This is a genomic window from Streptomyces sp. NPDC091972 (assembly GCF_044756385.1).
Classification (GTDB): domain Bacteria; phylum Actinomycetota; class Actinomycetes; order Streptomycetales; family Streptomycetaceae; genus Streptomyces.
Window position 1 is genome coordinate 525,877 of the sequence record NZ_JBIVSV010000006.1, and the last position, 19,578, is coordinate 545,454.

21 protein-coding genes and 4 pseudogenes are annotated in these 19,578 nt (G+C 66.8%); 13 read left to right on the forward strand and 12 right to left on the reverse strand.

Annotated elements, in window-relative coordinates:
• Window positions 1–29 precede the first annotated feature (29 nt).
• A complete protein-coding gene (locus tag ACIQJT_RS21285) occupies window positions 30–515 on the reverse strand; it encodes a hypothetical protein (RefSeq protein ID WP_402645630.1) in 486 nt (161 codons plus the stop codon).
• Between the two features lie 588 nt (window positions 516–1,103).
• On the opposite strand from ACIQJT_RS21285, the gene ACIQJT_RS21290 reads away from it, so the two are divergent.
• The 5 genes from ACIQJT_RS21290 (at window position 1,104) to ACIQJT_RS21310 (ending at window position 7,084) form a co-directional block, all read left to right on the forward strand.
• Entirely contained in the window at window positions 1,104–1,541 is a 438-nt protein-coding gene (locus ACIQJT_RS21290) for an SMI1/KNR4 family protein (protein WP_402645632.1), read from the forward strand.
• 993 nt (window positions 1,542–2,534) lie between these two features.
• The gene (locus ACIQJT_RS21295) at window positions 2,535–4,229 is read left to right on the forward strand and encodes a P-loop NTPase fold protein (protein WP_402645634.1); all 1,695 of its coding nucleotides are present in this window, start codon (window positions 2,535–2,537) and stop codon (window positions 4,227–4,229) included.
• Window positions 4,229–5,068: a hypothetical protein gene (locus ACIQJT_RS21300; RefSeq protein ID WP_402645637.1), complete on the forward strand. Its 840-nt coding sequence runs from the start codon at window positions 4,229–4,231 to the stop codon at window positions 5,066–5,068. The genes ACIQJT_RS21295 and ACIQJT_RS21300 overlap by 1 nt, the downstream gene beginning before the upstream one ends.
• Window positions 5,065–6,336 (forward strand): hypothetical protein, encoded by a 1,272-nt coding sequence (locus ACIQJT_RS21305; protein WP_402645639.1) that lies wholly within the window; start codon window positions 5,065–5,067, stop codon window positions 6,334–6,336. Before ACIQJT_RS21300 ends, ACIQJT_RS21305 begins: the two co-directional genes overlap by 4 nt.
• Entirely contained in the window at window positions 6,320–7,084 is a 765-nt protein-coding gene (locus ACIQJT_RS21310; RefSeq protein ID WP_402645642.1) for a TatD family hydrolase, read from the forward strand. The genes ACIQJT_RS21305 and ACIQJT_RS21310 overlap by 17 nt, the downstream gene beginning before the upstream one ends.
• 57 nt (window positions 7,085–7,141) lie before the next feature.
• Here ACIQJT_RS21310 and ACIQJT_RS21315 read toward each other — a convergent pair whose 3' ends face one another.
• Complete coding sequence (locus ACIQJT_RS21315; protein ID WP_402645645.1) at window positions 7,142–7,942, reverse strand: pentapeptide repeat-containing protein; 801 nt, start codon at window positions 7,940–7,942, stop codon at window positions 7,142–7,144.
• Between the two features lie 493 nt (window positions 7,943–8,435).
• Between ACIQJT_RS21315 and ACIQJT_RS21320 the strand changes: the two genes are divergently transcribed.
• The gene (locus ACIQJT_RS21320; RefSeq protein WP_402645648.1) at window positions 8,436–8,660 is read left to right on the forward strand and encodes a hypothetical protein; all 225 of its coding nucleotides are present in this window, start codon (window positions 8,436–8,438) and stop codon (window positions 8,658–8,660) included.
• Window positions 8,661–8,961: 301 nt separating this feature from the next.
• On the opposite strand, the gene ACIQJT_RS21325 is transcribed toward ACIQJT_RS21320, so the two are convergent.
• A complete protein-coding gene (locus tag ACIQJT_RS21325) occupies window positions 8,962–9,525 on the reverse strand; it encodes a hypothetical protein (RefSeq protein WP_402645651.1) in 564 nt (187 codons plus the stop codon).
• A 329-nt stretch (window positions 9,526–9,854) separates the two neighbouring features.
• A complete protein-coding gene (locus ACIQJT_RS21330; protein ID WP_402645654.1) occupies window positions 9,855–10,205 on the reverse strand; it encodes a hypothetical protein in 351 nt (116 codons plus the stop codon).
• 29 nt (window positions 10,206–10,234) lie between these two features.
• On the opposite strand from ACIQJT_RS21330, the pseudogene ACIQJT_RS21335 reads away from it, so the two are divergent.
• Both ACIQJT_RS21335 and ACIQJT_RS21340 read left to right on the forward strand, forming a co-directional pair.
• Window positions 10,235–10,497, forward strand: a pseudogene (locus ACIQJT_RS21335) (transposase family protein); the annotation flags it as partial.
• 238 nt (window positions 10,498–10,735) lie between these two features.
• On the forward strand, window positions 10,736–11,320 hold the full coding sequence (locus tag ACIQJT_RS21340; RefSeq protein WP_402645656.1) for a hypothetical protein: 585 nt from the start codon (window positions 10,736–10,738) through the stop codon (window positions 11,318–11,320).
• A gap of 69 nt (window positions 11,321–11,389) precedes the next feature.
• On the opposite strand, the gene ACIQJT_RS21345 is transcribed toward ACIQJT_RS21340, so the two are convergent.
• On the reverse strand, window positions 11,390–11,536 hold the full coding sequence (locus tag ACIQJT_RS21345) for a hypothetical protein (RefSeq protein ID WP_402645659.1): 147 nt from the start codon (window positions 11,534–11,536) through the stop codon (window positions 11,390–11,392).
• 511 nt (window positions 11,537–12,047) lie between these two features.
• On the opposite strand from ACIQJT_RS21345, the pseudogene ACIQJT_RS21350 reads away from it, so the two are divergent.
• Window positions 12,048–12,588, forward strand: a pseudogene (locus tag ACIQJT_RS21350) (glycosyltransferase); the annotation flags it as partial.
• Here ACIQJT_RS21350 and ACIQJT_RS21355 read toward each other — a convergent pair.
• The 3 genes and pseudogenes from ACIQJT_RS21355 to ACIQJT_RS21365 form a co-directional block, all read right to left on the reverse strand.
• Window positions 12,587–12,715 (reverse strand): annotated as a pseudogene (locus ACIQJT_RS21355) (DUF6207 family protein); the annotation flags it as partial. The pseudogenes ACIQJT_RS21350 and ACIQJT_RS21355 sit on opposite strands and share 2 nt — an antisense overlap.
• A 157-nt stretch (window positions 12,716–12,872) precedes the next feature.
• Window positions 12,873–13,010: an ATP-dependent DNA ligase gene (locus ACIQJT_RS21360; protein WP_402645661.1), complete on the reverse strand. Its 138-nt coding sequence runs from the start codon at window positions 13,008–13,010 to the stop codon at window positions 12,873–12,875.
• A 725-nt stretch (window positions 13,011–13,735) separates the two neighbouring features.
• The gene (locus ACIQJT_RS21365; protein WP_402645664.1) at window positions 13,736–15,052 is read right to left on the reverse strand and encodes an MFS transporter; all 1,317 of its coding nucleotides are present in this window, start codon (window positions 15,050–15,052) and stop codon (window positions 13,736–13,738) included.
• A gap of 89 nt (window positions 15,053–15,141) precedes the next feature.
• On the opposite strand from ACIQJT_RS21365, the gene ACIQJT_RS21370 reads away from it, so the two are divergent.
• The gene (locus ACIQJT_RS21370) at window positions 15,142–16,119 is read left to right on the forward strand and encodes an ArsR/SmtB family transcription factor (RefSeq protein ID WP_402645667.1); all 978 of its coding nucleotides are present in this window, start codon (window positions 15,142–15,144) and stop codon (window positions 16,117–16,119) included.
• Here the strand turns inward: ACIQJT_RS21370 and ACIQJT_RS21375 are convergent.
• From ACIQJT_RS21375 to ACIQJT_RS21390, 4 genes are all read right to left on the reverse strand, one after another.
• Window positions 16,071–16,658 carry a DUF6262 family protein gene (locus ACIQJT_RS21375; RefSeq protein ID WP_402645669.1) on the reverse strand — a complete coding sequence of 196 codons (588 nt, stop codon included), beginning with the start codon at window positions 16,656–16,658 and terminating at the stop codon, window positions 16,071–16,073. The two genes, ACIQJT_RS21370 and ACIQJT_RS21375, sit on opposite strands and share 49 nt — an antisense overlap.
• Window positions 16,655–17,155: a hypothetical protein gene (locus ACIQJT_RS21380; protein ID WP_402645672.1), complete on the reverse strand. Its 501-nt coding sequence runs from the start codon at window positions 17,153–17,155 to the stop codon at window positions 16,655–16,657. The genes ACIQJT_RS21375 and ACIQJT_RS21380 overlap by 4 nt, the downstream gene beginning before the upstream one ends.
• Window positions 17,156–17,258: 103 nt before the next feature.
• Window positions 17,259–17,825, reverse strand: a complete 567-nt coding sequence (locus ACIQJT_RS21385; protein WP_402645674.1) for a hypothetical protein — start codon at window positions 17,823–17,825, stop codon at window positions 17,259–17,261.
• Window positions 17,822–18,730, reverse strand: a complete 909-nt coding sequence (locus ACIQJT_RS21390) for a tyrosine-type recombinase/integrase (protein ID WP_402645677.1) — start codon at window positions 18,728–18,730, stop codon at window positions 17,822–17,824. The genes ACIQJT_RS21385 and ACIQJT_RS21390 overlap by 4 nt, the downstream gene beginning before the upstream one ends.
• Before the next feature lie 12 nt (window positions 18,731–18,742).
• On the opposite strand from ACIQJT_RS21390, the gene ACIQJT_RS21395 reads away from it, so the two are divergent.
• The 3 genes and pseudogenes from ACIQJT_RS21395 to ACIQJT_RS21405 all read left to right on the forward strand — a co-directional run.
• Window positions 18,743–19,177 (forward strand): hypothetical protein, encoded by a 435-nt coding sequence (locus ACIQJT_RS21395; RefSeq protein ID WP_402645679.1) that lies wholly within the window; start codon window positions 18,743–18,745, stop codon window positions 19,175–19,177.
• A 6-nt stretch (window positions 19,178–19,183) separates the two neighbouring features.
• Window positions 19,184–19,312 carry a hypothetical protein gene (locus tag ACIQJT_RS21400; RefSeq protein WP_402645682.1) on the forward strand — a complete coding sequence of 43 codons (129 nt, stop codon included), beginning with the start codon at window positions 19,184–19,186 and terminating at the stop codon, window positions 19,310–19,312.
• Between the two features lie 18 nt (window positions 19,313–19,330).
• Window positions 19,331–19,578, forward strand: a pseudogene (locus ACIQJT_RS21405) (ectoine hydroxylase); the annotation flags it as partial.

Consider the following 19,578-nt stretch of genomic DNA (forward strand, 5'->3'; position numbering starts at 1 on the left):
ATTTTTATCCCGAGTGTGGCTGCTTCTGCTCAGAAGGGGCCAGACTTGAACCAGTCAATACCTCGCATCTTGTCCACATAGCAAAGGAGATCCGGGTCGTTGCTTCCAATCTGAATCTCTACGAATCCCGGCCTGTTTCCCCAAGGCGCATGATCTTCCATGGCTGGTCCAACATCAGCGATCAACCCAACACCCATGAAGATTCGGTGGCCGGGGCGAGGCCACTGCCATCCGCCGAAGGAAACTTCAGTCAACGGGGCAATGATCTGATCCAGGTGCGACTCCTCCACTTGCTCACAAGATCGCCCGAATTTAGCGTTGAATGCGGCCTCATTCATGGCGTTGTGAATGAGGAACTCTGACAAATTTTCGGCCGATTCTGTCCAGCGCTCATGGAGTTGTCCCTCGTACACCTTGGAAGGGTCATTGGCATCGAAAGACCAAATTGCATCCCCGGCGTCCGCCATGAAGATAGCCCTGCCTTCCTGGACTGCAATATTTTCAGGTTTACGCATCCTCTTGAGTGTCATGAGCGGTGTCGTCCACTGGGAAGATAGCTCGTACCATGACCTTAGGGGTTCAGGTAGCCAGGCGCATGTGTCTGGCAAGGGGGTTGCCGGTCGAGACGGTGGCCCGTACCAAGTGCTGAGGGTGTTGGGCAGGTCGATACTCATTGGGTCAATCATGACGTGATTATGTCATAGCTACTGCAGAGGCTTTCGTGACCTCACACTACGAGAGTTGATGGAATCATGTCGTGCGGAGCGTGTTGGGCATTCTTGACGGGAGAGGAGGTTAGGCGTCGGAGACGTATGGGGGGTGAGTGATGCAGCATCGTGTAGCGGCGCGGTATCGACGAGAGCATGGCAAGGATCCGGTCGTGCTCAGCACCACTGATGACGGTCGAGGTGCTCCTTTCGAGGCCGGCGCATCACAATGGGGAGTAGATAGCCTGATGCGGCGCCAAGATACCCAGATGCACTGGTGGTATCGTTCGATGGAGCAAGGCTGGGGAAGCGCCTACGGTCCGGAGGCATGGTTCGATAACTGGCCAACAGGGGATCTAGAAGGCCCCTGATGCTGCTAGAGGGATTGAAGGCAAAGTGGACTACTCAGAGTTTGCGACCTTGCTTGAGCAGGTCAGATCGGATCATCCGTTCTGGTTCGGGAACTTTAAAGGGTGGCGAGCCTCCGAAGAGGAAATCGTCGAAATTGAGGCCAACTTCCGAGTAGTCTTCCCTGTCGCCTATAGACGCTTCATGGCAACCGTGGGTGGCGGGGAATTCGGATTCCTCGACATATTCCCACTGAGTCAGCGTCAGGGGAGTGTAGAGGATTTCCAGTCTGTTAACAGTGAGCGCTGGTGGGATGATAATTTCCTCGCATTTTCTCCAGTCGGCACTGGGGATCTTTGGGGATTCATGGTTGAGGATGGCGTCTGTCTGGATCGGGTGACCCTCCTCGACCATGAAACCGCGGAATTGGTGTCTGAGGACCAAAAATTCCTGGAGTTTCTGGCGGCTAAGGCCCTTAAGCCATAATCGTATGGAATATTCCAGCCGTAGATGATGATCTTCATGGCTGGACGGCCGCTTGATGTCGGTAGTAGCACCGGCGAGCGCGGGCTTGATGCCGATGTCAGCAGTTCTACCAGCGCAGGCGGTGTGCGCCGCTACATCTACGACGCCAAAAGCCCGACGAACTCGCGGCCCCTGGCAGCCGGTGTGAGTTCCCGGCTTCTGTGCGCCTCCTACAGGCTTGTGGCCTGGAAACCCGTCTCTGAGTCACGCTTTCTCAGCGTGCAGGGGTGTGCTGTCTGACCAGCGAGAGCTGCAAATCGTGCTTCTTTGACTAGAGGTATGCGGTGCTGGGGTCTTGTAATCCCGTGATAAAGCTGGAAAGTCATGAATACCTCGGGAATCCTTATAAATTTCGCGCTACTTGCGCAGGTCAGAGCGTTGCAGAGGGTGCGGCGACGGAGGGGCGTGGGGGCGGATGCCACGTCAATGTCCCGGTTCCCGACTGCCGGGTGCGTGGTAGGAGGGCCGGGGACGGGGGACGTTCGTGATGGTGGCGAAGTCATGCACGGCGTTGGGGCACCAGAAGGGCTTGTTGCCGGTGCAGCCGCTGTGCAGGTTGTGCGTGACGTTCGGGGCCAGAGGCGCGCGCGCCGTTCAGGTATCGGTGTCCGTTTGGTGATGGCTGTTGCGACCCGGTTGCGTGTTTCTGAGGCGCGTTCCAGCCGGACACCACGGCACCCAAAGCTGCTCGTCCTCTTCACGGCGGGTGAGTGCGACCGTATCGCCCGCGTGCGACGGGAGTTACGGGCTGCTGCCTGCGGCATTTCGGGCAGTGTGTCGCTTCCTGGGGGTGCGGCAGTGCTGTGATATGCATGGTGCTGACGAGAACGGTGCGGTGGTGGGGCGCTGAACTCTTATGGACGTGCTCGATCACCCGAGGCCGCTCCCGGGTGGACGCTCTTCGACGGCACGGCCGGACGGTGGCGAAGAGGGACGAGCTTGTCGGGGGCAATGATGAGCGAGCTGCAGTTGTGGGACGACAACCCGACGAAGGTTGACCTTCTGGGGTTCACCTCGATCGTCGAGACCGTCGTGGCGGCCTTGCAGTCTCCGTCTTTGGACCCTGTGACCATCGGGATCAACGCTCCCTGGGGTGGAGGGAAATCCACCGTCCTGGGTCTCCTGCAGCGTGAGCTGGGCCAGCAGCCCGGATACCGTGTCATTCGCCTCGATCCCTGGGAGTTCGACGACCAGTTCGATGTGCGCGGCGCTGTCATCGGCGAAGTCCTACAGGACCTGCTTACGGCCTACCCGGACGAAGAGCTCAGTGACTCCGTCAACGACCTGCTTCAACGCATCAGTTGGTCACGGGTCGCCTCCAGCATGGCCCGCGGCAGACTGGTGGCGCAGACAGCTGAGCTCGTCGAAGCGCTCACACCCCGGTCGAAGGAGAACGCCCGGAGCCTGGCAGGTTTCCGCAGTGAGTTCGCCAAGCTGCTGAAGGGCCTGGCGCCGCTGCAGCGGCTCGTTGTGTTGGTGGACGACCTCGACCGGTGTCTGCCGGATGCAGTGATGGCCACCCTGGAGGCCATCAAGCTGTTCCTGTCCGTGGAGAAGGTTGCCTTCGTTCTGGCAGCCGACCAGGAGATGGTGCGGGAGTCCATCGCCGTCAGCCTCGACGCCACCGGCCGCGGCGAACAGTTCGCGCTCCGCTACCTGGAAAAGATCGTCCAACTGCCGCTGTCGCTGCCACGCATCAGCACGGACGAGGCCGCCGCCTACATCACGCTCCTGCTGTCCGAACGGCGCTGCCCCGAGGCAGACCACTACACGCAGCTGATCGGGCACGCCCAACAGCGGCGCGCTCAGGGCCTGTCACCCGTCCTGGCCGACATGCAGGGCCTGCCGTGGGAACCCGATGCCGCCACCGTGGGGTTGGCCAGCCGGCTCGCCACCGGCCTGTCAACCCACCGGTCGGGCAGTCCCCGCAGCATCAAGCGGTTCCTGAACGCGTTCGCGCTGCGTACCCGGATTGCCGAACGACACGGCATCGATATCGATGCCTCGGTGATCGCCAAGCTCATGCTGCTGGAGGACAGCCACAGCAAGGACTTCGAGACCCTCGCCGGCCTCCAGGAGACCCAGCGCAGCAAACTCCTGGAACGCTGGCAGGCCTGGGGACGCAGCGAGCAGCACGACAAGCCCGACGAGGTCAGCGAGATGAGCAGGGAGTGGGCCGCATCCGACCCCGACCTCGTCGACGCCCCGATCGGCCCGTACCTGAGCCTGGCCGCGTCCCTCGTGAGCCTCACTGCCGCAGCCTCTCTGACACAGCAGCAGCTCTCCTGGACGAGCGACCTGGCCAGTGCCTCAGACACGCACCGTAGCGGCGCCCAGGCAGAGATCGTGGCCGCGCCCGTAGCCGACCAGCAGGCCGTCGTTCATGCGCTGATTCAGCGGGCACGCCGGGAGACGGAAACCGACCCGCTGGTCGAATCCCTCGCTTATATAGCGATACACACACCCGAGCTGCGGGCCGACATCGCGCAGGGCCTGTGGGAGGTGCGCAAATACCTACTGCCCGGTGCCGTGGTCGACCTGGACGCCAGCGATGTGGACGAGCTGCGGGCGCTGATCCCCCGGCTGGCTGAGGCAACCGACATCGAGCCGGCGGTGCAAGAAGCAGCACAGATGGCACGGGAGGCCTGATGGGCACCTCGGGCTCCTACGGAGGCAGCGGCACAGCGGACTGGCAAGAAGCCCACGAGGCCTTCGACGCTCTGCCCGCCTCCACGCCATCCGACACCGGTCCAGGAGACCTACCCGACCCTGCGGAGGGCCAGCAGCATCTGCTCGACCATCTGCTCGACGCTCTGTCCACGGCCCTGCAGAAGGACGACGCGGACCGTGGGAGACCACCGGCCGCCGGGTATCCACTTTCCGCGCTACTCGCCTCTCCCGGAGGCGGCGGCGGGGGAGGAGGCGGCGGGGGGACACAGACACCTACCGGAAGAGCCGGCGCAGGTTCACGACGGCAGGTCCTCAAAGGCTCCGCCCGCGGGGCGGCCGCGATCGCCGGCGCCTACGCGCTGCGCAGGGGTGATGCAGCCCGCCTACAGGAACTCGGCCTTGATCTCGCGGAACTGCGCCGTCTGGGACCACGGGCGCAGATCGCCCGTATCCTGCAGGCGGTGCTCGGCGACGCGGGCCACCCGGACGAAGCGGCCCTGCGGAAGGCCGCCACCAGATGGGTCAAGGCCGTGCTCCTCGATGCCGAGCCGCCTGCCATGCAAGAGGGGCTGCGAGGACTCGTCATCGAATGGATCTACGAGCTGTCCCTGGTCGAACTGGGATCCCAAAAGGCGCAGGGGAACTTGAGCGCTCAGGGGGCGATCCGCAAACAGCGATGGCTCCGTTCCTGGTTGGAGCGCCGACTCAAGCGTCTCGTCATCCCCGACATGCGACGCATGACCGTGGGGGAGTTCTCCGCTACAGCAGCCAAGGTGACCGGGGAGGCACTGCGCATGTTGCGCGCCCGACGCTCATGACCACCGCCATCGAAGTGCTGCCGCACGATGCCCAGCAGCACAACCCCTCCGCCACACCCCTGCACTGGGCCCGCACCCGCGCCGACGACGCCCCACCGAAGGTGACCGGCACCCTGGGATGGGACCTGGACCTGATCGGGCCCGCCCCCACCGCGGCCGCCGACCTGGCCCGCATCGCCGCCTCCGCCTACCTCGCCGACCGCACCGTCCGCCGCCCCCTCACGTTCGTCAGGACGATCGAACTCACCGTCCACACGGTGAACCCCGAACCCTGGAACAGCACGTGCGGGCAACGCGTCGAAGAGCTGCTGCACTGGCTCACCGGCGACGTGTGGCACCTGCACGCCGTGCCGGCCACGCCCACGGACCGCACGCTGACCCCCCTGGTACCGGCCGACGACGTCATGCTCCTCAGTGGTGGCCTCGACTCCCTGTGCGGTGCCGTCGACCACCTGGCGGACGGCAGGGAACGAATCCACCTGAGCCACTACGACGGCAGCACCGCAGTGCGCGGCGCACAGACCAAGGCCGGCACCTGGCTGCAGAGCCGCGCCGCCCACCCTCTGCGGCACCTCAGCATCAAGATCTGCCAGGTCGGCCCGTCTCCGGAACCCTCCTCGCGCAGCCGGAGCCTGCTGTTCGCCGCCCTCGCAGCCGCGACCGCGGCCAGCGCCTCAAGCCCACAGGTCACGGTGCCCGAGAACGGCTTCACCAGTATCAACCCGCCACTCACCGCAGCCCGCGGCGGCGCCCTGTCCACCCGGTCCACGCACCCCGGAACCTTCAGCCGCCTCAACGTCCTGCTAACCGATGCAGGCCTCTCCGTCCAGATCACCAACCCCTACCTGAACTGCACCAAGGGTGAATTGCTGGCACGGGCCCACGAGCAGGCCGGAGACGCGCTGCTCGCCGCGGCCGCCGACACGCTGTCCTGCGGCAAGCTCGACGGAGGCTTCTACCCAGGCGGCGACGCCAACCTCAACTGCGGTCTGTGCGTGGCCTGTCTGGTGCGCCGCGGATCCTTCACCACCGGTCCGTGCCACGATTCCACCGTCTACCTCGTTCACCGCCTGAAGGGCACCAGCCACCGGCGTCTGCTCAGCAACCGCCGCAAAGACGTTCGCGATGTCCAACAGGCCATCCTCAGCGGCATCGACGACACCGATATCCTCGCCGTCGGCGATCTGCCCCCCCAGACCGACTTCGACGCCGTCGTGGACCTGTGCCAGCGCGGCCTCCAGGAACTGAGCCGTGTCCCTCTTCCCTGACGAACTGCCCGCGCTGGACTGCCACGCCCACATCGCCGCCGACGTGACAGACACCCAGATCGGCGCGCTCAAGGGGGCCGTCGTATTCGCCATGACCCGCACACCGGCCGAGACCACCCACGCCCTGCGGCGCCAGGACACCACGCTGGTCTGGGGCAGCGGCGCCCACCCCGCGGTCCCCGCCGCCCTCAAGGCCTTCCAGCCACGGCAGTTCGCCACCACGCTGAAGCGGACCTGCCTCATCGGGGAAGTCGGACTCGACCGCCGCGGCAGCCTCCAGACACAACGCGCGGTGCTCACCCAGATTCTCGACGCCGCACGCGACGAGCCGGTCATCCTCTCCCTGCACAGCAGCGGACGTACCGGCCCCCTGCTGGACCTGCTCACCAGCCGTCCGCACCCGGGCATCATCCTGCACTGGTTCCTGGGCAGCGCGGCCGAGCGGAAACAGGCCATCAGCCTGGGCGCATACTTCTCGGTGAACGCCGCTATGCCCGACGACACCCTCTCCGCAACGCCTTTGCACCGCCTGCTGCCCGAGACCGACTTTCCCGCCAGCAGACGCGCCACCGGCGCGACCCGCCCGGGAGTCGTCGACCCGCTGGAACAGCGGCTGGCCCAGCTCCACGACACGACCCCCCAGCTGATCAGACGCCGCTTCTGGCAGAACCTGCGGGAACTGACCACCCGCACGCAGGTGCTGGACCGCCTGCCGGAACCCATCGCCGACTGGGCTTTGGAAGCTTGACCCCAAACTGGCCCGTACCCGCCACTCGCGGCCGCGGCACCCGAACTCCACAGCGTCCTACTCGCCCGCGCCGACGCGGCCGGCGACCGCAGCCCGGGAGGCAAGCGCCGACGGCAGACGACATCCGCGCAGGCTACCGGCCGCAAGGAGCTGCGCCTCGCTCAGCCCTCGTGCGGTGGACAGATCGGCCCGGGTCAGATCGGCATCCGACAGGTCGGCGTCCTTGAGGACGGCGCCCCGCAGGTCCACTCCGGTAAGTGTGGCCCCCTTCAGCAGGGCCCCGCCCAGCTGCGCGTCCCGGAGCCGAGCCCCCTTCAAGTGGAGGCCGGCCAGGTCCACCGGCCTGCGTGGGCCACGGTGCCAGGGTCGCTTCACCGTCAGCGCGCGCAGCGCCTCCTGGACCTGCTCCTCCGGCTCCTTCGGCAACTTCCCCGCCTCCAGCGCAACCGACTCGGCGGCTGGTGCATGACGGCGTACGAACGCATTCAGCACCCGCGCCGCGTGATCGCCCTGATCCGGGGCGTCCTGCACGATCTGCTCCATCGCCAGGACGCCTCCGATGCGCACATACGCCTCGCCCGAACTCAGCCGCTCCAGCGCCTTGGTGAAGCGGTCGGTGACCTGGCCCCGGCGACTGAGCCGGAAGGTACGGACCGTATAGGTCAGGGCGATGGCAGCCCCGACGGCAGCGACCACCTGCACGACGGCAAGACGGAGCTGGCCGACTGCCGCTGCCCGAGCAGCAGCGTCCAGATGGGACCAATCGCCGTTCGTTACCCAGCGGGTCAGACGCCGCGTGAGCGGAGTGAAGACAACAGCCAACACTCCGGCCAGCAGCGCCACACTGACGACCGCCACGGCAGTCCACCGTGCTCTTTTCCACCACATGCAATGTTTCTACCGTGCTCGGCCGACATCGCGCACACCGCCACCCTCGGACGCGTCAGGCCACAGCTGGCACACGCGACTCGCACCGCGCCCTGCGCTGGCGCTGTACGCTCTCACCTGGCTCTGGCCCTGGGCTGCACCCGGGGAGTTGTCACCAGGCTGACGCGGCTTGGTGCAGGTGCTGATGAACCCGGCGTCAAGCCCAACGTCGAGTAGCTGGCCGGACAGGGGGCATGGCCCGCCGCGTTAGGCATCCGGTGGGAGACTGGCCCTCACAGCGTCAGCCTCCGCCGCCAAGTGGCGACATGACTGAAATCTTACTGGCGACGGCGGTGTGCCAGCGCCTTGTCCAGGCTAGTCAGGCGGGCAGTGGCGCTTGCCATGGAGCGCTGGGGATACCGTCGGGGTCAAGGCCGTACGGGCACCGCGCATCGCACCACATTCGTCCCAAGAGGGGGCTGTCATGTCGTTCGAGTGGCGTTACGTCGTCCGTCCCGACGGTTCCTTCTGGCGCACCCGCAACGTTGACGGGGCCCTCGACGCGGTGACCGATGAGCAGCTCCAGGGCATGTGGCCTCTGGTGGACCAGCATCGCGAGGACAAAGCACCCGTGGCCTGTTCGCGGTGCGGCCGCGAAGTGGTGCTGCACTGGAGGGCGCCCGCACCGGAGGTGATGCTGGAGCTGTGAGAGCACTGCGACAGCGGCCGCCCGGCCGCGGCCAACCTGATCCGCTGGAAACGCGATCCCGCCCGGCGCGCCATCGACCTGCCCCTGCTCTTCGCGATGTGGGAAACGGAGACCATGGAAGCCATGGGCTGGGTCTTCCACCCACCTCAGGCCTGATCCGTCAGCCTCGCGCGGTACGAAGAGGTCGACCGCCACGTGCCGCTGTCGGTCATACCGCCCCGGATACACCGAGGGCCCCGGAGGAACGGCCCCGGGGCCCATATCGAGCGGCGTACCGTCCAACGACGGTGGGATTGGTCGGTCACGCGGGTGCCGGCTGCGGCACCTGAAGCACCCCTGCGACCTTCCGGGCAAGCGCCGCGACGTGCGGCGGGAAGCAACTGTCGAGGGAGTCGACGTCGTCACACAGCCTGGCACGCAGGCCGTGCAGGCACGCCTCGGTGAACAACCGCTGCTCATCCACCTCGGTCATCAATCCGTCTTCGGCGTACCCCTCGCCCCACGAGAACCACCGCCGCGCCTCGTGATCGTCCTCGGGTGGAAGCGGCGTGCCGAGCATCCCGGCGACCTCGTGGCGGTCGCGATCCTGCGGGCCGGTGGCCCGGCTGCGCTGCTGTCGGACCTGCATGTACGACGCCAGGGTGTTCATGGACATGCCGGTGCGCTGGCAGTACGCGGCGATCAGCAGGGACGCCAGGTCCATCGTGTCCGAGGCATCCGTGGCCCGGTACAGCGTCATCCGCTGCCAGTCGTGCGCAACAGCCGGCTCGGTGTAGCGCAGCACCTCCTGGCAGTTCAGGACGACTTCAGAGACGAGCTGGTGAACCGCGCGGCGCAGCGGTTCGGGCATCGGAGTGTCTTCCATGGCCGCACGCTAGAGGCGCCGCGGCTGCGGACACCGCAGTCGTGGCGCTTGCTCACCCGGATGACGCCATCACGACCGCCCGGTCGGTGCAGCCGCAGGCCGCAGTACAAGCAGCGCCTGGGTGAGGATGCCGCACGTCCTACACGCCGCCCCTGGCCGTCGGTCATGGCCCTCAACAAAGGTCGGTCAGGCAGCCGGGTGCGGCGGCGCCAGCCAGCGGGCAACGCGTCCGCTACACAGACAACGTGTGCCAGCGCCGGCCGGTAGCGCCAGCCCCCTCGGTGCGTCCCCGCCGGCACCCACCCCGGGCGGGCCGACGTCTCGCGGCCTCACGGGGGCGATCCGGACGGTGGGTCATTGTTTTCCACACCGGCGGGCGGAGTCGACTCGGTGCCGGCCGTCCCGGCAGCCGGGGGCAGCCTTTGCTGCACCCGCTCGAGATGTGCCAGGCCCGCCCCGGCATCGGTGAGCGTGCCAAGGAGCCGGTCCTCGTGACGGCGGCGCATCGCCTGCGTGCGGGAGCGGGAGATGCCGGTGAGCGTCTCTCTGACGGCTTGGACCACGACCGACAGCAGGCCGGGCAGCACGAAAGCGAGCGCCAGCCGCAGCGGGGCATCCCCCGTCGCTGCCAGACCGGCCGCAGCGGTGTCGAGGGCGGAGGGCACGCGGGGCAGGGACATCGTCGAGCTTCACGCCAAGAAGGGCAGACATCAGGATCTGCGAGCGCCAGGGCGTCCCTGTCCTCGCCGACATGGCCTGCATCGGTGCAGGCGAGTGGGGCACCACCCCCAAACGCCGCCCACTCCAAGGCGAACTCCCTACGACCGAGCAGACGGTCAACCGGCCTTGCCCACTGCTCGCGTCCCCGTCGAACGAGCGGTTGCCCGCTTGAAATCCTGGCGAATTTTCCGTTGCGCCCGGTGGAGTCCGAACCGCGTGACGACTATCACCAAGGCTGTCCTCACTCTGGAGTTGCTCTGCTGGAGGCCCTCAATGGGCAGCGTATGGTCCAGCGGGCCTGCCCTACCGCCACGCGCCACAGGCCATCAGAAACCTCAGATCTAACTCAAATTCCAGCGGATATCTGGTGCCATTTCGGACACGGGTATCGCCCTCCGATGCCGAAAGCCATATCGTGATCCACGACCACACAATTACACAGAGTCACAGGGGGATATGCGTGTCTATGCGAATTAGGCAGGGGATCCGGATGCGGGCATTGACGGCTGCATTGGGGTCGCTGACCGCAGTGGCGCTTACGGCGGGGAGCCCCGTCGCGGCGCACGCTAATGAGGAAGCTCTCGCGCCGAGTGCCGTCGATGGAGAGCTCACCGCGCCGCCCTTGATCGAGGCATTCGAGGAGGCCGACTCCGGAGTTCCTGCCGCGATGTCCGCAGAACTCAGCGGCGTGGATGGGGAGATTACCAACCCCACTTTGTTCAAGGAATTCGACGCCGACATGTTCGCGCACTTCGGCGCCGAGGTCGCAGTTTCTGCCGCGAAGTCCGATGACGACGGGGTGTGGAAGCGCTATAGCTGGAAGTGCAGTTCACCAGCGGGCGCGAAGTTCAACATATCCATCGGGTACCGGGGGCCGTTGAGCCAGACGATCTACTTCAACAATCACTGCAGTCAGAAGCGCAGTGTACGGACCTACTACAGCGGCCAGGAGCCCGGCGGTGAGCCCAAAACGGGATCCTACTGCACTATGACGGTCAACCCGAAGACCAAGGGACATAAGAAGTTCGCACCCTCGAACCACTATCCCTGGTATAAAGCCTCATCAAACTGCTGATTAAATAATGTTTCCGGCCGCCCCGGCGTTGCATCATTGGGGCGGCCGGAAGTATTTCTGTAAGGCATTTCAGGTCAGGGCGGGTAGTACCAGTTGAAGGCCAACCCAAATTGCGACAATCAGCACAAGAGTAAACAGAAGCCCAAGGAAAGGGCGATTAAACACATTCGAGATAAAGCTCTTTATGCTACGCCGCACACCGATACGTTCGCTCATGGTGCCACCGTATACCAGGGCTGTTTCAACGTGCTACGGCCCCCCGGCAACTGCAGTTTCCGGTCGCTGGCGGCTTCGTGCTGGTTAGTCGGCTTCACGCTGTACGGCAGCGCCTCGAGGAGAGCAGCGGGTTCGGCGCGCACCACCAGGAGGTCGCGCTGGGCGGTCAGGGATCATCGGGGATAGTCATACGTCGTCGTTTGCCACGACGAGATATTAGTTCGACTCCCGGCCGCCGGGAGTCCGGCATGCCGGCCACCGATCTCTGGCGCAGATTTCGGGCCCTTCCGGGCAATCACGTTCGACCTGTCACTCATTGCGGTGACTAAGGTCCTGAAATCGCTGTCACGGAGCCCCTACAGGTACGCGCCCGCAGCGGCCGCCCACCGGCCGAAGACGGGCGCTGTGTGGCCCGTCGGCGATCGCAGTGACCTCTACGGCAGCCGTATTGATCATCAGCACGTGCGCTGGGGGTCCCGCACCGGTACGAGCGCGTCTCCACACAGCTCCGTTGGTGAACAGGACTCATGACGGTGCGCTGTCTGCTTTCCGGTTGACTGGGACCGGTGGTGGGACCGGTGGGCACACCTACCCGGCGCTGACCGCCATCCGGGCGCTTCGGGACCGGCTCGCGGGGTCCGGGCGGGTGCTGGAGGTGCTGTGGATCGGTGCAAAGAGCGGGCTGGAGGCCCGGGTTGCTCCCGCCGAAGGGATTCCGTTCACCCCGGTCGCCACGGGCAAGATCCGCCGGTCGTCGAATCCGTTGAAGATGCTGTCGGCCGCCAAGGTGCGGGACATGGCTCGAGTGCCGTTGGGCGTGGCGCAGGCACGCAAGGCGATCGCGGCATTCCGTCCGGACGTGGTGCTGGCGACCGGGGGCTATGTAGCCGTTCATGAACTGCTCGTGCAGCACCAGCGGCCGCCCGCACATCCGCGCCCCGAGCCCGGTGCGGCTGGGCCTGGCCAATCGCAAGCTGGCCGGGTCGGCGACGCGGATCGCGGCCGGACGCCAGGTTCGCCGGGCTCACACACGGTGTGGTCGGCCGGTGCGATCGTGCAGTGCGCGGCGAGCAGCTCCTGGACGGCGAAGGCGGTGGTGTCGTCGGCGGCCGCGACCTCGGCGACGGCCAGCCGCGGCTCTTCGATGTGCGTGTCATGGATCGGTCTCATGCCCGGCATGACGTGTCGGTGCCGGTGAAGGTTCTGGCAATGGGGCGGGCTTCACCCGTCCGGGGAGGAAAACCGGTCGAGACCCAACCACGGCGGAGGACACACCGACCAAGACGCAGACCATGGCAGGTCAGCGCCGTTTCACCGTGCTGCACGGGTGGTCGGGCTACGGCGGCGTGACGGTGGAGGCGTCGGCGGGGGAGAGGTCGGGGCGGGCCCGGTGCCAGCGTGCGGGGTGACGCCACCGACCGGAGGCGTCGCGGTCGACGTCGACGCTGACTTCCACCACCAGCTCGGGTTCCACCAGCGTGACGTTCAGCGTCTGGCGGCTGCCCCACCCGGCGGAGAATGACCAACCAGTCCACGAATGGCCAGTGCCCGACAGCCGCAGCAGGTCGAAGGCGACGAAGTGCGCCGGCCACAATTCCGCCGCCCGGGCCGCGCCAGCGCCGCGGAGATGCAGCCGCTCCTGGAGCGCTCGAACGCGAGGCCGTTCTCCCACACCACCAGCTCGCCGTCGAACGCGGTCGCGTCGGGCAGTTGCACGTTCTCTGGGGTTCTGGCCTATGGCGATAGTGAGTGGTTCACGTTGGTGCAGCTCAGCGCCATTGATCCGGAGTCTAGCCACTGCGATAGGTGTGGTGCTGTCGCCTGAATGGGCTGTTGGGCGGCCCTCTCGTTGACGAGGCTCTTTGGGAGTCCGGAGCACTGTGGGGTCGTGCGCCGGGTACCGTCGCTGGGCAGTCGAATTCGAGAGGGACAACCGTCAGCGAACCTGGGCGTCGACTGCGCGCGCCGAGGGCCAAGACATCAAGGACGAGGACGTCGGCCCGCTCTCCCCGCTCAAGGACCGGCACTTTAACTTCTTAGGGCCGCTACCTGTTCAACATCACCGCCAGCGGCCCCGGCGCCCCTTCTGGGACCCGGACGCCGTCGAGTACGACGCCGACGACGAGGACCAAGTACAGATCACGCGTCCGGGGAGACGAACCCGTCAATGCCGACCGCGGCTGGCCTGGCCTGCGACGGTTACTGCGCAGGAGAACTACACGCATAGTGTTCGGTGCCGTTCGCTGATCCGGTCGAGGAGTTCGGGACGGGAACCGGGAAGGTGGACGGGTGCCAGGTGAGAATCCAGCCGGCGGTCAGCACCGCCGCGCCGCCTGCCAGGGCGATTGCGCCGCCTGTTCCCACGCCTGCGGCCACCGAGCCCAAGCAAACCGGCCCGACGCCCTGCAGCGTCATGCTGCCGGAGCCGAGCAAGCCGAAGGCCTGGCCCTGGCCATCCTGCGGCAGGGCGTCCAGGAACGGGCGTTGCAGTCCGAGACCGTAGGCGTATCCGAGGCCGCTGAGCAGCAGCAGACAGGACGAGACGCCCACTCCGGGCTCGGCAGCAAAGCCGATCAGCGGCAGCCCCGCCAGCGCAATCAACGGGACTACCAGTCGCTCCCGGGTGGGTGGCCGTAGCAGTCGGCCCACCAGCAGGTCACCGACCAGCATGCCGACCGGCAGACAGCCCATCAGCACCGCGTACCAGCCGGGCGCGAAGTGGCGTTCTCCCGCGTAGGCGACGATGAGGCCTTCCGCGCCCGCTACGAACGCGACAGGTAGCCACTGGGCCAGCATCAGTCGTCGCACTGTGCGTCCGCGCAGCAACAGGCCTGCACCCTGCAGGCTTGCACGGACGGCCCCGCTATCGCCCCCATCGCTGCCGGGTGTGCCGCCGAACTCTCCCGGCTGCAGCCGGGGTAGCCGGATGCGGATAGCAAGCGCGCAGCCGAGGTAGAGGACGGCGCTGACCACGAGCGCCCGGCGAGGGCCGAGTGCCGCGACGGCCGTACCTCCCAGCGCCAGGCCGAACAATTGGGCGCCGGCGCCGGCGATGTTGTTCAGTGAACGGCCCAGTACATAGGCGTCGCCCTCCAGCGACTGCGCGACCAGCCGACTCGACGTGCCGTGAAACACCGGTGTGGCGAGGGCGACCAGCGCCACGACACCGAGGCTTGCCGCGACCGGCATCCGCACCAGGGCGAGCAGCAGGGCGGTGGCGCCCGTCAGGGCGTAGCCGCCGGTGATGAGCGCGCGGGGCGGCAGTCGGTCGGCCAGTGAGCCCAGCAGCAGAGAGCCGAACAGCTGCGGGATGAAGCCGATGCCGAAGGCCACTGCGCTCAGTAGCGGGGAGCCGGTGGCCGAGAAGACCAGAACCGAGAACGTGGTGATCCGCAGCGCGTCCGCAGTGATCGAGACGGCGCGGGCGGAGAAGAGCAGCCGGAATCGTGGCTCGGCCAGCACTTTCCGGTAGGTGGCACGGTGATTGACCTGTGCGGGTTCGGCGGTTGGGGTCATGACGCGCAGCCTCGCCGTGCGCCCACGCCACTCACCAATGATTCGTCGCTGGACGAATCGGAACAGACGTCCGGCGATAACATCACAGGGTGCTGCGCTTCGAAGTCTCCGTCGAGGACCTGCTGCGCAGCCGCTTCGCGCTGTCGCCCGCGCTGGACCTCTGCTTACTGCTTCGCTCGCTCATCGGCCAGGGCCAGCCGCTGCCGCGAGCTTGGGCCGCCCGGCTCATGCCAGCCTTTGAACGGCTTCGCCGCGACACCGAACTGGACGCCGTCCTCGCTCTGCAGGCCCCGCAATCCGGACCGAACTTCGTTGCCCCGCCCCCACGAGGCCTCAACCAGACCTGGGCAGACGACCTGGCAATGATCCGGGCCACACCGCTCGAAGCGGCCCGCCACGAATTCACGCACACCGCGACCGGGCCGTCCGCCCGCGATCCCCGCGTACGCGCAGTGCTGGACTCCGAGGACGCCGTCCCCAGGATCGCCGAGGCGATGGACCGGGCGTGGCACGAGCTGCTCGCCACGGACTGGCCGCAACTGCGCGCGATCTGTGAGCGCGATGTCGTGCACCGGGTGGGTGTGATCGGCGAACACGGATGGGCCACGACCATCGAGAGCCTGCACCCGGGCATCGCCTGGCAAGCCGGTGGCATCGAGATCGGCTTCTTCCGAGGCGGAACAGTCCGCCTCGCCGGCGACGGGCTCCTACTGATCCCTTCGGCCGTCGTCGGGCATGTCGCCGCCCACACGGAAGACCCATGGCCCAGGACCTTGGTCTACCCCGCCCGTGGCACCGCCGCCCTGTGGGGCGAACAGGAGACTGTCCCTCAACCGGACGCGCTGACCGCTCTGGTCGGCCGGGCTCGAGCCCGGCTGCTGGTGGCGCTGGACGCCCCGGCCAGTACCAGCCACCTCGCCCGAAGCCTCGCCATGGCACCTGGCGCGGTAGGAGACCACCTCGCCATCCTGCGAGGCGCGGGCCTGCTCGTCCGCGCCCGGTCCGGACGGTCGGTGCTCTACCGGCGCACCCCGCTCGGCGAGGCACTGGTCGCCGGTTCGGGCTGAGGGATCAGGTCCGTGCTTCTCTCCGGTGTGTGGTTCAGTGCCCGGGTCAGTTCACGGTTGGCGGCGCGTGCCGCGTCCAGTTCCTCGGTTCGTTCCTCCAACTGTCCTTGCACGTCCGTGAGTTGTTGTTCCAGTTCCGTGATGCGGCGCTGAAGCTGGTCGAGGTCTGCTGAGGCACCGAGGCCGGATTCGGTCCAAACAGTCCTGCCCAGCTCCTCGGACAGCCGCTTCTCCAGCTGCCGGACGCGTGCCGTCAGCCGGGTGTTGCGTTCCAGGGCGTTGGCGAGGTCGGTCTGGAGCGAGGCTCTGCTCACGGCCGCTGTTCTGCCTGCCTCGGCAGGGGTGATTGCCGCGGCGTGGACGCGTTCGAGCAGGTCGCGGCGGCGATAGAGGAAGGTGCGGTCGACACGGGCGGTGCGGGCGAGCCGGGACACGGTGATGTCCTGACCGCTGCGCAGGGCCGCATCCAGGGCCTGAAGGACGCGTTCGCGGCGGCGGGCGGAGTCGGCTCGTTTTCCCTCGATCATCGGGCTGGTCACGCGGTGGGCCTTTCGGGACGCAGGTCGGGCAGGGGCAGGCGGACTCTGGGCAGGCCGAGAGAGACGACCTGGCGGGTGCGGCGGACGACCTGGACGGCCTGCTGGATCTGAGCGCGGTCCTCGTCGGTGAGCTCAACTAGGTCGGCTCGGACGCGGCTGATGAGGCGACGGACGCGGGTGATTTCCTCGTCGGACGGCATGGCCTCGCCCTTGGCCCAGTCATCGGCGCTGAAGGCGGCCAGGCGTTCGCGGCTGCGCAGCAAGTCGGCGAGGTAGGACTCCAGGTCGGGTAGATGGGAGACGTCGGTGCGGAAATGGCCGCAGCCCACGCAGCGCAAACGGACGGGGCAGTCGTGGCCGCCGGCGGCGACGTTGGACGGCTCGGCGCACAAACCGTAGGGATCGGCGACCTCGCCGACTGCCCGGCGTGCGTGCTCGGAGTCCAGGACGAGTTGGGCCTGGCGCCGCATCCGGCGGCCGCGCCGGTCGAACTGCATGGCCGTGACCCGCTCAACTGCCTCCCGCCGTCGTTGCTGGCCCACTAATGGTGACGTCGGGTATTGGAACTGTCCGAATGCCTGACCCGAGAGGCTTCGGCTGCTAGGGAGTCGCTGGCTGGAGCCCGTACTCAGCCAGCCATCGGAGCAGGTCTGGGCGGGAGGTCTCGACAAGGCGGCCTCCGGTGAAGCGGGCGTCGTCGGTCACCTCTGCCACGCACTTTGGAGGGGGCACGAAGGACTGGGCCTCCTCGTCGGTGGTGAACTCGGCCTCCGCCAGGACCAGGCCCTGCAGAGGACCGTCGAAGACGTCAACGCCAAAGGGGGGCACGCTGAAACGCGTCTTGGACAGCACTGCGGCCGGCAGGGAAGCAAGGAGGTCGTACTCGGCCGGCGACAAGTACGTATTCGTGATCAGTCCCTGAACCGCACCCGGCCGAGCGATCGGCACCTTCTGGGTGAGCTTGAGCTCGCAGCCGCCGTCTGACCGCTCTGCGCGTCGCAGACGCAGGCGCGTCCCGACCAGATACCGGTCGGTGATCATCCGGGTGACCGTCACCGCTGACAGCGCCGGCGCTTCAGCCAGCAAGAACCGCCGCTCCCGCTCGACGTGCGCGTACTTTCCCGGGTGAACCGTCTGACCTTGAGCCCCGCCAGCTTTGTCCATCATGAAGACAGCTTCTCAGCGGCTTCTTTCTCCCTGCCAGCGCATTTCAGCGGCCTTCTGGGAGGGTCACGTAGGGGAGCAAGTGCCTTGTGGAGCATGGTGTTCATGAAGTCGTCGCTGACGTGCGTGTAGATGGCGGTGGAGCTGTCATTCTCGTGACCGACTTGCTGCTGGAGAAACCGGCGGTCAACCCCGTCCTCTGTGAGGTGGGTGACGTAGGAGTGGCGAGCGGAGTGGACAGTCAGAGCCTTCGGGAGCCTCAGCGCGTCGCGGTAGGCGACGAACCGGGCGTTGATCTCCGCCGGCTTGACCCGGCCACCCCGCTCGGTCTCCCACAAGGCGGGATGTTCCTCGCAGCCGAACCGCGGCCGTACGTTCTCCACGTAATCGACGACGGCGTCCACCGCCCAGCCCATCACCGACAGCACGTTCCGACGGCGCGGCGGCTGCCCCTTCTTCGCCTTGCCGTAACGGACGTTGAGGGTGCCGTACCGGCCGAACTGCGGTGCCTTCGCGTTCCGCCCGAAGTCGACCACATCCAGCTTCGATGTTTCCGTCCGGCGCAGACCCCACCCATAGATGACCTTGAAGAGGGTGGCATCGCGGTAGGCGGCGAGGGCTCCCCTGCGCTTGGCCCTTACCGCTCGATCGACCTGGTCGTCGGCGTAGTCGAGGAAGCGTTGAATCTCCTCGCGGGTGAACGGCCTCGCCTCAGGGCGCCCCTCGTAGTCGTTGAGGTGGGCGATGGTGTTCCACTCGTGGCAGATGGCCACGGGGTGAGTGCCGAAGGCGTCCTCGCAGGCCACCGACCAGCCGTATCGGCCGTCGATCAAGAACTCGCTGAACAGGCGCAGGCTGCCCTGATAGCTGCGGATCGTGGACGGCGCGAGGTGCTTCTCGCTGGTCACGAGGTCGACTCCGTGGCGCTCCCTGTCGCCGTGCACAATCCGCACGCCAACGCCTGGCGCACTCAGCACCGGCTACTGGAATCCGAGCAGCAGGCACAGCAACGAACCGCGCACGCCGCCACGGGCCGGTTCTGGAGCATCGTCAATCCCCGGCAGCGCAACGGCCTGGGGGAGCCCGTGGGCTACAAACTGGTGCCCAACTCGGGCCTTCTGCCGATGCAGCCCCAGGGCAGCCAGGCATGGGAGCGGGCACGCTTCTGCTACGGACACCTGTGGGTGACCGCATACGACCCCACACAGTTTTACGCGGCCGGCGACTACCCCAACCAAAGCCGCGGCGGCGAGGGACTGCCCGCCTTCGTACAGCAGGACCGGCCGCTGGCCGACACGGACGTGGTGGTGTGGCACACGTTCGGCGAGCACCACATCGTGCGCCCCGAGGACTGACCCGCCATGCCCGTGGTGAGTACCGGATTCGCCCTACGCCCCAACGGCTTCTTCGACGGCAATCCCCCCCTGGACGTGCCCGCGCCGAACGGATGCGACAGCACCACAGCCTGCCACGACCAGAACCCCCTCTAGACGAAAGGCACCGGCATCATGAGCACCACTCTGACCGACCGTTACCCCACTCGTCTGCTCTCGCCCGCACCCGCCATGGCACGCGAGGATCCGACGGCCTGGGGCACGGCCGAGGACGGCCCGCTGTCAGCCGATCGATTGGACGCATTTGACCGGCTCGGCTACCACACAGAGCAGTCTCTACTGACTCGGAAGGAGATCGAGGTCCTCCAGGGAGAAGCGGCGCGTCTCGCCGCCGACTCCGCCCTGCGCGAGGACGAGCGCAC